Raw genomic sequence first — 13,131 nt, forward strand, 5'->3', positions numbered from 1 at the left:
TAAGCGGAGTATAATATCAAATAAATAAGAGCGGCTATCTTTTGGATAGCCGCTCTTATTATTTATAGCTTGAATCGATTAGTATTTGTTACTAGATTCTTTTCTTTTTCCAGAAAAGTCTCTAAAACCACCACCGTTTCCTTCTCTGCGATCTCCACCACGGTATCCACCTTCACGTCTTTCACCGCCACCACTTCTGCGATCTCCACCACGGTATCCACCTTCACGTCTTTCACCGCCGCCAAAGCTTCTGCGCTCACCACTTCCACCACGGCTTCTGTTTCCACCACCACGGTTTTCAGTTTTTCCATCTCCAGAAACTTCGATGCGAACATTACGTCCGTTGAAATCAACTTCTTTGAATCCTTCAAATACTTTAGCAACTTCAGCATCTTCAACTTCAAAGAATGTGAAAACTCCTTTTAGATCAATTTTACCAATTGATTTACCAGAGATTTTAGCGTTGTTACAGATAAATCCTAACATGTCTCCACGGCTGAATTCATCTACAGAACCTAAGTTCATAAACAAACGAGTAAATCCTTTTGAACTACCACGCTCGCCTCTTTCACCACGTTCACCTCTTTCGCCACGTTCGCGGCCATTGCTGCTGATATCACGTGCTTCGATATTTAAATCGTGTGCACCTTTGTAATAATCTAAGAATCTATTGAACTCTAATGAAGCAAATCTTTTTACGATATCTTCTTTCGATAACGACTCAAAACCTTCCATAATAGCTGGTAAGAATTGATTGATTTGATCCTCATTAACTTCTACATTCTGAACTTTATTGATGATTGTCAATAATTGCTTTTCAACAACATCAGCTCCTTGAGGAACTTGTTTACGTTCAAATTGCTTTCCGATAACTTTTTCAAGTTGACGGATTTTGCTTTGTTCTTTAATGTTGATTAAAGAGATTGAAATACCAGTTTTACCAGCACGAGCTGTACGGCCCGAACGGTGAGTATAGTTTTCAATTTCATCAGGTAAAGAGAAGTTAATTACGTGAGTTACGTCGTTTACATCAATACCACGCGCCGCTACATCGGTAGCGATTAGTAGTTGTAAACTACGGTCACGGTAACGTTTCATCACTTTATCACGTTGTTGTTGAGATAAATCTCCGTGTAGTGAATCCGCATTGTAACCATCTTTAATTAAAGATTCTGCAATTTCTTGAGTTTCAATTTTTGTACGACAAAATACGATACCAAAAATATCAGGGTTTGAATCAACAATACGTTTGAAAGCAGCATATTTATCTTTAGCTCTAATCAAATAATATTGATGCTCAATGTTTGCATTACCTGTGTTTTTTGTTCCTACAGTCATCTCTACAGGATCAGTCATATAGTTTTTAGCAATACGACGAACCTCTGAAGGCATAGTAGCTGAGAATAACCATGTTTTTTTAGTGTCAGGAGTCTCTGACAAAATGTTGTTGATGTCTTCTTTGAAGCCCATATTAAGCATCTCATCCGCTTCATCTAACACAACATATTTTACTTGAGAGAAATCAATAGCATTACGGCCAATGATATCTAACATACGACCAGGGGTCGCTACTACAATTTGCACTCCACGTCTGATCTGACGTAGTTGGTCACTAATATTTGCACCTCCATAAACCGCAACAACATGTACGTTGTCTAGGTTTTTAGCATATCTTTCTATATCTTTCGAGATTTGCAAACAAAGCTCACGTGTCGGGCATAATACCAACGCTTGAGGATGTTTCTGAGAAAAGTCTAATTGCTGTAATAATGGAAGACCAAATGCTGCTGTCTTACCTGTGCCGGTTTGGGCTAATCCGACAAAATCGTCGTTACCAGTCAATAAAACAGGAATGGCTTTTTCCTGAATTTCAGAAGGTTTTTCAAAACCTAATTCTGAGATGGCATTAACAATTTCCTCACGGATTCCCAGTTCTAAAAATGGGTTCATGAATTAATTTATACAATAGGCTCTATTGCCTAAGGCGATGCAAATATAGGGAAATAATATTTACCAAACTAATTTTTCACTTAAGTATTTGATATATTGTGTTTTTTGGATGACAAAATGTTCCGTTCATCCTTTTAAATACCTATAAGGAAGGTTCTGTTATTTTAATTTTTATCGATCTTAAAATACTTTAGTCAAATAATTTTAGTTATACTCAAAAATTAATCATGTAAAAAGGGCCACTCTTTTGGAGTAGCCCTTCTTTATGATAGTAATATCTACTAATATATTGTAAACTCAACACGACGGTTTTGTTGACGGCCTTCTGCAGTTTTATTAGATGCAATAGGTTGGTTTGGACCATAACCAGTAGCTTCAATACGAGAAGGATTAGCACCTTTAGATACTAAGTAAGCTTTCACTGCCTCAGCACGCTCTTTAGATAATCTCAAGTTTAATTCTAATGAACCTGTGTTATCGGTGTGACCCGCTAATTTCAAACTGAAATCTTTTTCTACTAATAATGCAGCAACTTTATTTAATGAGTTGTAAGAGTTAGCACGAATCACGGATTTACCAGTTTCGAATTCTAAGTTTTTGATAGCCTCATCAACAGTTCTTCTATCCGTTTCAGTGATCACTTTCTCTACGATTTTAGTTTCATTTTTAACAAGGATTGGACAACCAGCACCATCTACTTGAACACCTGAAGGTGTATTTGGACATTTGTCAAATTTGTTAGCAACACCATCACCGTCATCATCTTGTAAATCAGCATTTAATGATTCTACTTTTGATTGTAATGCTTTATTTGCAGCATCCAATGCATCACGTTGTGCTTTTAACTCATCATATTTAGCTGTATAATCATGTACCAATGTAGCTACCGGGTTTGAATTATTCAAAGCAGGTTTTGAACCATCACCTAAAGCAATTTCTAAACCAGCATGTGAATATGAGAATAAGTCATTTTTGTAAGTTGGTTGTGGAGATGCAGCAGGATTAGATCCATCGAATTTCTGGTTTGCCCAGTTTAACTGATAACCTAAGTCTAAGTTAATACCTTTTGCGATTGCAAATTTAAAACCGAAATCAGCTGGAACGAACAACTTTGATTGCGAATCAGATGTTGTACTTGTCGATCCCATCGTTACTGTTGCTTCAGAGTTCAAAACTCCTAAACCTAATGAAGCGTAGGGTTTGATGAAGCTATTGAAAAATCTCCAATTGGAATTCGCCATAGTCCATTCTCCAGATAATGCAGCTGACCAAGGTGTTTTAGTTTCGAAAGACTGTGAGCCATCTTTATATGCTCCACCAACTTTTCCACCTAAGTACGATGCTTTGAATCCGAAAGAAGGGGAAATTTGTTTCTTAATGTATGCCGAATAACCTAAATTATGATCCAAATCATTATAATCTTTACGGTTAAAACCGAAAATATTAGTTTGATTTAAAACCCCTGCACCTATACCAATCGACCAAGTTCTATATTCAGTCGATGATCCTAGTGGAGTAGTTCCTTCGATAGAACCAACTTTTGCATTTTGTGCAAATGAAGCAGATGTTAACAGTCCCGCTGCTACTAATAAACCAGTTTTCTTAAGGTTAATCTTCATATTATCTAATTTTAATTTTTAATCTTCTATGGTGCATAAGGCAATAATGTTGCCAATGTGGGCCCATCTAATAAAACCTGTTGTAGATTTACCCGTTTTTGTAGTTAATTGACCACTTATTCATTTGCTTTGCCATAAAAAATGTAACATCATGTATACTATAATTTACATTTCTACGTTAACATGTAGTTTATTTAGGAATTTCCACCTTGGAACTGGTCTTGCCAAAGAAATTCGGAATCATAATTTCCATAGCCATTTCTTTAATAATGTTTTCAGAAAATAAGTTTTGAAAAAATGTCTTGCGGCTTTTTGTAATTAAGATAATGTCGATGTTTTCATCACGAATCATGGTCTGTATTCCATTTGCGATTCTTTCTGCCGAATTGACAAAATAGCTTCTATTTTTTATGGTATATGAAATATCATCGATACCTGTCTCTCTAATGATGCTATCTATCCATTCGTCAAACTTTTTGTCCAATACTTTTAATTCAGCTTCAGCCTTGTTAATGTGTATCAATAGAAGATGAAATTTATTCCCAAATACAGGTATCGCCTGTTTTAGAACTTCCAATTCACCAGGTTTGAAATTTGTCAACAGTGCAATGGTATCTTTTTTATATGTTGTTGCGTAAGCAGGGATCGCCAAAACAGGGATTTGTGCATCTTTAATTGCATCATAGGTATTGCTGCCGATCAGAACCGACTCAATTCCTGATGCCCCTTTTGTTCCCATTACCACTACTTTATAACTGTTCTTCGCTGTTTCTTTTGCAATTACTTCCGAGAGAATCCCCTCATCAAAAAGCTGGCTTATTGTCAACGTTGGATATTTGTCCTTAACTTGGTTGACCAATTCACTCAGTTTTTGTTCTGCATCTTTTATGGTAGGATCAATAATTTTCTCACCACGTACGACAAAATTTGCGTATTTGTTTACATGTTTCGTATACACGTGTAAGAAAACCAGCTCATCATGATTTTCAAGCGCAATTTCCCTTGCATATCTTGCAGCAATAATCGAATTTTCAGAAAAATCGATTGGCACTAATATTTTACCCATAGTAATTTAAGCTTTAGAAAAAAATGTAGGAATAATAGGATGATGAATAATTTGTTTTGCAACAGACTTTTTAAATAATCGTTCAAAAAATGATTTACGTGTCTTCGTTATCAATACCAGATCAATTTGTTCATCTTTAATAATCTCATTGATCACTTCAGGAATCGTATCCAATTCCTCCACATCGGTCTGTATAGAATCTACTTCTATGTCCACATCTGTGATTTCATTATGTTTCTTGATTTGATATTTCCAGATTTCTAATTTATCCTCGATATCAGCCTCAGAATCTGGGTGATAGTGTACATGTATGATTTGTACTTTCACATTGGATCCAAATATTTTGATAAATTCATTTAAAGTATCTAGCTCAGCATATTTAAAATTAGAAAGTAGACCAATCTTATGGATATCTTTTGTTTGATAATGAACCGGAATGGCAATCACAGGAATATTACTTTTTTGGCTGACAGCGTAGGTTGTACTACCGACAATGACACTGGTATCGTCGGTTTTCCCTTTTGTTCCCATGATAATAGCTGAATAGTCCGCATTTTTTGTTTCCTTAAATAAGGACTCTGTGATAATACCACGCTCGCATTTCGAAGTAAAAGTGACTGTGGGATTGTTGGCTTTCAACTTATCGATCAAATCAGACATTAATATATCTGCTTTGAAATTTTCGTCAGTACTTTCCTTGCTTTCATCCTCAAAACTACTGGATGAGACCGTATAGTTATGATATAAATGAATCTCAAATCCCCTTTTTTTTGCCAGATCAATTGCAAATTGAATAGCAGTATGGGCATTGTCTGAAAAATCAATTGGAACTAAAATTTTATTGCTCATGTTGTTGATCGTTAAGTGTTATGTTGTGTGCTATCGTTGGTTAAAAAAACATGACTACATCACCGTAGTTGTTTAACATAATTGGTATAAGTTAGTTTTGTTTTCTTACCTAATGTAAAGGTATTTGTTATAATGATTTAAATATGTGATTAATTTAATGAAATAAAGTGATTTTAGACATACTATTTGACAAAGTAACTAACTCCATTTTAATTTCTTAAATCTTATTCTAAAATGAAGTATTTCTAAAAATAGTCAAAATATATTTCAATTCTTGACATTCTTAATACATTATTGTAGACTAAAATACATCTGTCTAATTGCATTACGAGGCAAATTTAAGTAAGTTTGCATCATCATAATTAGACAATTAGATTTTCAATGACAAGTAGAGAAATTCGTCAGGCTTTTTTGGATTTTTTCAAAAGTAAAGGACACCAAATCGTACCATCAGCACCAGTTGTGGTGAAAAATGATCCCACATTGATGTTTACAAACGCGGGAATGAATCAATTTAAAGATTTATTTTTAGGCGAGGCCGCCATTAAATTTCCGCGTGTTGCCGATACACAACGTTGTTTACGTGTATCCGGTAAACATAATGATTTGGAAGAGGTAGGTATTGACACCTATCACCATACCTTATTTGAAATGTTAGGAAATTGGAGTTTCGGCGATTATTTCAAAAAAGAAGCAATCCAATGGGCATGGGAATTATTTACTGATGTATATAAATTAGATAAAGACCGTCTTTACGTCACGATTTTCGAAGGTGATGATTCAGAAGGATTAGCAAAAGATACGGAAGCCTATGATTTTTGGAAAGCTTTGATTGCAGAAGATCGTATTCTATTAGGAAATAAAAAAGACAATTTTTGGGAAATGGGGGAGACTGGTCCTTGTGGCCCTTGTTCTGAAATCCATTACGATATGCGCACAGCGCAAGAGCGACAGGAAGTATCGGGCCAATCACTTGTCAATGCCGATCATCCACAAGTAATCGAAGTCTGGAACTTAGTGTTTATGCAATTTAACCGTTTAAAAGATGGCTCATTGCAACCTCTACCAGCCAAACACGTCGATACAGGAATGGGATTTGAACGTCTTGTAAGATCTATTCAAGGAAAAACATCCAATTACGATACCGATGTTTTTCAACCAACTATTCAGTTTATCTCTCAGAAAGCAGGTATTGCTTACGGTGCAGATGAGAAAACAGATATCGCTATGCGTGTGGTTGCAGATCATATTCGTGCGATTAGTTTTGCTATCGCCGATGGTCAGTTACCATCTAATAATAAGGCAGGGTATGTGATCCGTCGTATTTTGCGTCGCGCGGTACGCTATGCTTATACTTTTCTGAATTTCAAAGCCCCATTTATCAACGAATTGGTACCCTTATTGGCAGCCCAATTTGATGGTGTTTTCAATGAATTGAAAGCACAAGAAAGCTTTGTTCAAAAAGTGATTTTGGAAGAAGAAGTATCCTTCTTGAGAACTTTAGTGACCGGAGTACAACGTTTCGAAAATTATGCGGAAGCAAATACAACCATTGCAGGAGACTTTGCTTTTGAGCTCTACGATACTTATGGATTTCCAATTGACTTGACCGAATTGTTAGCAAGAGAGAAAAATCTGTCCGTGGATATGGTTGGTTTTAATGAAGCATTACAGATTCAAAAAGAGCGTTCCCGTGCGGCAACAGCAATTGATACCGGAGACTGGATTTTAGTCAATGAAGACGAAGGATTTGAATTTGTCGGTTACGATACCTTAACGGCAAAAACAGAAATTGTCAAATACCGTAAAGTTTCAGCAAAAGGCAAAGACCAATTTCAGTTGGTACTATCGGTAACACCTTTTTATGCTGAAGGTGGTGGTCAGATAGGAGATACCGGAGTTCTAGTATCTGACGTTTCTGGAGAAAAAATATATATCACCGACACCAAAAAAGAAAACGGTTTATTCGTACATTTTATCGATACATTACCGCAGAGTTTTGAAGGTCTTTTTATTGCTCAAGTAGATCAAGCAAAACGAGTTGATACCGAAAATAATCACTCCGCGACACATCTACTCCATGCCGCTTTAAAGCAAGTATTAGGTGACCATGTGAATCAAAAAGGCTCATTAGTCAATGCAGATGTTTTGCGTTTTGATATTTCCCATTTTTCAAAAGTAACAGACCAAGAGATCAAACAAGTAGAAGACATAGTTAACACTAAGATCCGTGAAAATATTGTACTGAAGGAAGAACGCAACATACCCTATCAGCAAGCATTAGATTCTGGCGTTACGGCTTTATTTGGTGAGAAATATGGTGATTACGTTCGTGTCATTACTTTCGATGATACATTCTCAAAAGAGCTCTGTGGTGGTACACACGTTAAGGCAACTGGACAGATCGGTTTCTTTAAAATCACATCAGAGTCCGCTGTCGCTGCCGGTGTACGTCGTATCGAAGCCATTACAGGAACAAGATCTGCATCTGTTATCCGCGAACATTTTGAGTTAGTAGATCAGATCAAAGGATTGCTCAATAATCCAAAAGATTTTGTTGCAGCTATGGGCAAATTGGTCGAGGAAAATGGCGCCTTGAAGAAGGAAATAGAAAAAACGATTATTGAAAAATCTTTGGCGTTAAAATCAGACCTAGAAAGCAAATTGCAGCAAGTAGGCGATGTTAATTTCTTAGCTACAGTTGTTGATCTACCAAATGCAGAAGCCGTTAAAACATTGGCGTATGCCTTGAAAGGTGCCGTTGATAATTTATTTTTAGTCATAGGAGCAGATTTTGATGGCAAACCAAGTTTGACTGTTGTGATTTCAGATGAGTTAGCAAAATCAAGAGGCTTGAATGCTGGCCATATCATCCGCGATTTAGCAAAAGATATCCAAGGTGGTGGAGGTGGACAACCATTCTTTGCGACAGCTGGAGGAAAAGATAGTGCTGGATTAGCAACTGCGATTGATAGAGCTATAGAATTTATAAAATAAAAAGATAATATGATGAAACAGACGTTGCTAGTGGTGGGCTTTTTATTTTTATTTCTAGTTGGATGTAAAAATAAAGACGAGTTTACAATTTCTGGTCAAATTGAAAATCCCGGAAATATCAAAGTAGTATCCTTATACGAAGGCGAAAGAAAATTAGATTCCATGTTTTTTGGAGATAATAATGCTTTTCAATTTAAACGGCCTACCAGTCAAGCACGTCTATTATCTCTTCGTGTAGGTAAAAATAGGTATGATTTGATTGCTTCTCCAGGTGAGGAGATTGTATTCAAAGCAGACCTTCAAAAAGATGTCAATGACTATGTGATCGAAGGGTCGGATCTATCATCCACGATCAAGACTTTCTCCAAAATGAGAAACCGACGTGATGCTGTTCGTGATTCTTTGCAAGCAGATTTTGCTAAAAAGTCGATCACCGCAGATGTTGATGAAATTGAAAATCTGCGAAGCGAATATAAACAGAAGTTTACCGAACAACTGCAGTATTATACTAAAGCAGCAGTAGATTTTGCTGAAAAGCATGATGATGTAGCAGGTTTTTATGCTATCAGTACCTTAGATCCGGAGATTGCAGAATCTGAAATTATAGCCTATGCCGATAAGATCAAAGATAAGTTCTTAGACAATGGTTATGTTACACAGTTCAAAGAAGAAACAAACAAATTGAGAACATTAGCTATAGGCCAACCTGCTCCAGACTTTGAATCATTTACACCGAACAATAAATCAATCAAACTATCGGATTTTAAAGGTAAGTACGTATTGTTAGATTTTTGGGCGTCGTGGTGTATGCCTTGTCGTCAGGAAAATCCCAATATTGTCAAGTTATACCATCAATATAAAGGAAAAGGATTTGATGTTTTTGGCGTATCATTAGATGATAATCCAGGACCTTGGATGCGTGCTATTGCTGATGATCAGTTACAATGGACCAATGCTTCGGATTTAAAAGCATGGGGGTCGACCGTAGTAGGCTTGTACCGCATTACAGGAATTCCCGCATCTTATGTGTTAAATCCTGAAGGTTTGATTGTTGCTAAAAATTTACGTGGCAAAGAATTGGAGGATTTTTTAAAGAAAACTTTAAAATAGCGCAAATTATATATTAACTTTCGGAATGTTACTTAACAATTTAATAACACTTCGTTAATGTTTTGTTGTCATTTTGTTCATAATTTAGCAAAAAAAAGAAGATGAGCATTGCAAAGCAAAAAATATTAGTAGTTGATGATGAGCAGGATATTCTAGATTTAATTGCTTACAATTTAAAGCGAGAAGGATATCAAGTATCAACTGCCTCGAATGGTCATGAAGCTATCAATGTAGCTAAAGATATCAATCCAGATCTCATTATCTTGGATGTGATGATGCCAAAGATGGATGGTATCGAAGCTTGCCGACTAATGCGTGCTATGCCTGAGTTTAAGAATACATTTATGGTATTTTTAACGGCTAGAAGTGAAGAATATTCCGAAATCGCAGGCTTCCATGTAGGAGCCGATGATTATATAGCAAAGCCTATCAAGCCTCGTGCTTTGATGAGCCGTATTAATGCCATTCTAAGAAGAAATGTATCTGAAGAAGCAGCAAGATCACAAGATAAATTAGAAATCATGGATTTAGTGATCGATCGTGATTCTTTCTTAGTATATCGTGGTGAACAGAAAATTGTGCTTGCAAAAAAAGAATTTGAGTTGATGTACTTGCTTGCATCCAAACCCAATAAAGTATTTACCAGAGAACAGATACTGAAAAGTATCTGGGAAGATTCAGTAGTTGTTACCAATAGGACTATTGATGTACATATTAGAAAACTGAGAGAAAAAATTGGTGAAGATTATGTAACTACCGTAAAAGGAGTGGGATACAAATTTGATGTAGCCTAAGTTTACTTTAATTTTTAAAAACAGAAAAAGCAGTAATGATTCATTACCGCTTTTTCTGTTTTATAGACCAGCGGTCAGGAATAGTTATGTGATGATTTCAGTATGATAAGGAATTCAGAATTTTAATAATTTCAAATCCTTTCAGAGCTTATTTCTGCTAGAAGAGACTGGGCTGATACTAGATCAAAGATAATTTTTTCAACACCTTTAATAGTTTCGCATAAAAACAAATTATAGCGAATAAATTTTTGGATATATTATGCAATTAGAATTGAACATAAAACAAATTTCTCTAAGTTTGTTATCATATTAAATATTACAAGCAACTATGTCAACAATACTTATAAAATCTGCGCAAATCGTTAACGAGGGAAAAATAACAACTTCAGATGTATATATCAGCCATGGTCGTATCGAAATGATTGCTGCAGAAATTAATCACCCAGCCGATCAGGAGATTAATGCAGAGGGCTTATACCTTTTACCCGGATTAATTGATGACCAAGTTCATTTCCGTGAACCAGGATTAACGCACAAAGCCGATATATGGCACGAAAGTCGTGCTGCGGTAGCAGGAGGAACCACATCCTTTATGGAAATGCCCAATACAGTACCCAATACGTTGACACAGTCCTTATTACAAGATAAGTATGATATCGCATCTCAAAATGCTTTAGCCAATTATTCCTTCTTTATGGGGGCAGCCAACGATAATCTGGAGGAGGTATTGAAAACCAATCCTCGTGATGTCTGTGGTGTGAAAGTATTCATGGGATCATCGACCGGAAATATGTTGGTTGACAATGAGCGCGCATTGGAAGATATATTTGCCAATTCACCAACGTTGGTCGCTACACATTGTGAAGACGAAACGACTATACAAGAAAATTTAGCAATATACAAAGGGCAATATGGCGATGCAGGATTGACGATAGATATGCATCCACTTATCCGTTCTGCTGAAGCCTGCTACATCTCCTCTTCCAAAGCAGTTGAATTAGCTAAAAAGAACAATACGCGTTTGCATATCCTACACATATCAACGGCCAAAGAAATTGCCTTATTTAGAAATGATATCCCCTTGGCTGAAAAATTAATTACCGCAGAAGCATGTATTCACCATATGTGGTTCTCCGATGCAGATTACGCCGCAAAAGGTAATTTTATTAAATGGAATCCTGCCGTAAAAACAGCAAACGATAGAGACGAAATTGTAAAAGCAGTATTGGACGGACACATTGATGTCATTGCTACTGATCATGCTCCTCATACGATTGCAGAAAAATCACAAGCCTATAGTGCGGCACCATCGGGAGGGCCATTAGTGCAACATGCGTTACAAGCATTACTGGATCTGTATCATGATGGTAAAATGACTTTAGAGCAGATCGTTCAAAAATCAGCACACAATACGGCAATTTGTTTTCAGATAGAAGAACGTGGTTTTATTCGTGAAGGATATTGGGCAGATTTAGTATTGGTAGACTTAAACAAACCATATACCGTAACAAAATCAAACATCCTTTCCAAATGTGGATGGTCACCATTTGAAGATCATACCTTTAAATCTTCCATCGAACATACCATCGTTTCTGGAAAATTAGCGTATTCCAAAGGAAGCTTGATCGAGTACGGTTCAGGAAAGCGTCTATTGTTTAACCGATAATTTTGCTAATCCTCTAGCTATGGACAAAAGAACCTTTTTAAAATCTTTAGGCTTAGTCGCAACAGGAATACCTGCACTGTCATTTGCGCAGGAAGATTTCTTTGAAACTCTAGCTGACCAAAAGAAATTACTTGCTCAAGTATTGCGCAGGGGAGATACCATCGGATTAATAGCTCCTGCGGGAGTGATTGATACCGAAGAATCCATCGTTATGACCCGCGAAATCTTTGAAAAATTTGGTTTCAAAGTAAAAGAAGGAAAACATATCCGCAGCCGATACGGTAACTTGGCAGGAAAAGATGAAGAGCGCCTAGCCGATATCCACAGCATGTTTGCAGACCAAGAGGTAAAAGCGATTGTCTGTATACGCGGAGGAGCAGGAGCTTCCCGCTTATTGCCAAAGATTGATTATCAACTCATCGCCAATAACCCCAAAGTATTATTAGGTTATAGCGATATTACCGCACTGATCATGGCCTTCTATAAAAAGACTGGTTTAATATCCTTTCATGGCGCAGTCGGTATCAGTACATGGAGCAATACCGTTGCTAAAAATTTTGAAAATCAATTTTTTCTCAATCAGCCGACACAGTTTGCAAACCCAACAGATAAAGGAGATAATTTTATCCAATATAAAGAACGAATCACTACCATAAGGTCAGGACAAGCAGAAGGAATACTATTAGGAGGAAACCTAACACTGCTCAGTGGCCTATGCGGGTCAGCCTATTTACCCGATTTTAAAAATGCAATTCTATTTTTAGAAGAAGTCGATGAAAATATAGAACGAGTAGACCGCATGTTCTGTCAATTGAAATTAGCCGGGATTTTAGAGCAGATCAAAGGTTTCGTATTTGGTAAATGTACCGACTGCGGGCCCGCAAGTGGATACGGCTCTTTAACATTAGAACAAGTCCTAAACGATTATATCAAACCACTGGGAGTACCCGCTTATTCAGGAGCGATGATCGGGCATATTGCCAATCAATTTATCCTACCTGTAGGCGCACATGTCAAAATGGATGCCGACAAAGGAACGATTACCTTATTACAGCAAGTATTAAAAGATTAATCTAGATA

Annotated in this window: 9 protein-coding genes; 5 read left to right on the forward strand and 4 right to left on the reverse strand. The window is 36.7% G+C overall.

Features of this window, described 5'->3' with window-relative positions:
* Positions 1-78 precede the first annotated feature (78 nt).
* From AC06G9_RS04410 to AC06G9_RS04425, 4 genes are all read right to left on the reverse strand, one after another.
* Entirely contained in the window at positions 79-1,950 is a 1,872-nt protein-coding gene (locus tag AC06G9_RS04410) for a DEAD/DEAH box helicase (RefSeq protein WP_094773001.1), read from the reverse strand.
* A 281-nt stretch (positions 1,951-2,231) separates the two neighbouring features.
* Positions 2,232-3,569 (reverse strand): OmpA family protein, encoded by a 1,338-nt coding sequence (locus AC06G9_RS04415; RefSeq protein ID WP_480957584.1) that lies wholly within the window; start codon positions 3,567-3,569, stop codon positions 2,232-2,234.
* 190 nt (positions 3,570-3,759) lie between these two features.
* Positions 3,760-4,635: a universal stress protein gene (locus tag AC06G9_RS04420; protein ID WP_346570469.1), complete on the reverse strand. Its 876-nt coding sequence runs from the start codon at positions 4,633-4,635 to the stop codon at positions 3,760-3,762.
* Positions 4,636-4,641: 6 nt separating this feature from the next.
* On the reverse strand, positions 4,642-5,484 hold the full coding sequence (locus AC06G9_RS04425; RefSeq protein ID WP_480957585.1) for a universal stress protein: 843 nt from the start codon (positions 5,482-5,484) through the stop codon (positions 4,642-4,644).
* A 381-nt stretch (positions 5,485-5,865) separates the two neighbouring features.
* Here AC06G9_RS04425 and alaS point away from each other — a divergent pair, with 381 nt between their 5' ends.
* From alaS to AC06G9_RS04450, 5 genes are all read left to right on the forward strand, one after another.
* Positions 5,866-8,481: an alanine--tRNA ligase gene (gene alaS, locus AC06G9_RS04430; protein ID WP_480957586.1), complete on the forward strand. Its 2,616-nt coding sequence runs from the start codon at positions 5,866-5,868 to the stop codon at positions 8,479-8,481.
* A 9-nt stretch (positions 8,482-8,490) separates the two neighbouring features.
* Positions 8,491-9,591 carry a TlpA family protein disulfide reductase gene (locus AC06G9_RS04435; protein ID WP_480957587.1) on the forward strand — a complete coding sequence of 367 codons (1,101 nt, stop codon included), beginning with the start codon at positions 8,491-8,493 and terminating at the stop codon, positions 9,589-9,591.
* A gap of 101 nt (positions 9,592-9,692) precedes the next feature.
* The gene (locus AC06G9_RS04440; protein WP_045754305.1) at positions 9,693-10,385 is read left to right on the forward strand and encodes a response regulator transcription factor; all 693 of its coding nucleotides are present in this window, start codon (positions 9,693-9,695) and stop codon (positions 10,383-10,385) included.
* Between the two features lie 328 nt (positions 10,386-10,713).
* On the forward strand, positions 10,714-12,051 hold the full coding sequence (locus tag AC06G9_RS04445) for a dihydroorotase (protein WP_480957588.1): 1,338 nt from the start codon (positions 10,714-10,716) through the stop codon (positions 12,049-12,051).
* Positions 12,052-12,070: 19 nt separating this feature from the next.
* Complete coding sequence (locus AC06G9_RS04450; protein ID WP_480957589.1) at positions 12,071-13,123, forward strand: S66 peptidase family protein; 1,053 nt, start codon at positions 12,071-12,073, stop codon at positions 13,121-13,123.
* Positions 13,124-13,131 lie beyond the last annotated feature (8 nt).

Source organism: Sphingobacterium sp. MAE (assembly GCF_056711605.1).

Coding starts and splice junctions, on each gene's coding strand:
- AC06G9_RS04410 (WP_094773001.1), bottom strand. CDS start 1,950: ATGAACCCATTTTTAGAACTGGGAATCCGTGAGGAAATTGTTAATGCC.
- AC06G9_RS04415 (WP_480957584.1), bottom strand. CDS start 3,569: ATGAAGATTAACCTTAAGAAAACTGGTTTATTAGTAGCAGCGGGACTG.
- AC06G9_RS04420 (WP_346570469.1), bottom strand. CDS start 4,635: ATGGGTAAAATATTAGTGCCAATCGATTTTTCTGAAAATTCGATTATT.
- AC06G9_RS04425 (WP_480957585.1), bottom strand. CDS start 5,484: ATGAGCAATAAAATTTTAGTTCCAATTGATTTTTCAGACAATGCCCAT.
- alaS (WP_480957586.1), top strand. CDS start 5,866: ATGACAAGTAGAGAAATTCGTCAGGCTTTTTTGGATTTTTTCAAAAGT.
- AC06G9_RS04435 (WP_480957587.1), top strand. CDS start 8,491: ATGATGAAACAGACGTTGCTAGTGGTGGGCTTTTTATTTTTATTTCTA.
- AC06G9_RS04440 (WP_045754305.1), top strand. CDS start 9,693: ATGAGCATTGCAAAGCAAAAAATATTAGTAGTTGATGATGAGCAGGAT.
- AC06G9_RS04445 (WP_480957588.1), top strand. CDS start 10,714: ATGTCAACAATACTTATAAAATCTGCGCAAATCGTTAACGAGGGAAAA.
- AC06G9_RS04450 (WP_480957589.1), top strand. CDS start 12,071: ATGGACAAAAGAACCTTTTTAAAATCTTTAGGCTTAGTCGCAACAGGA.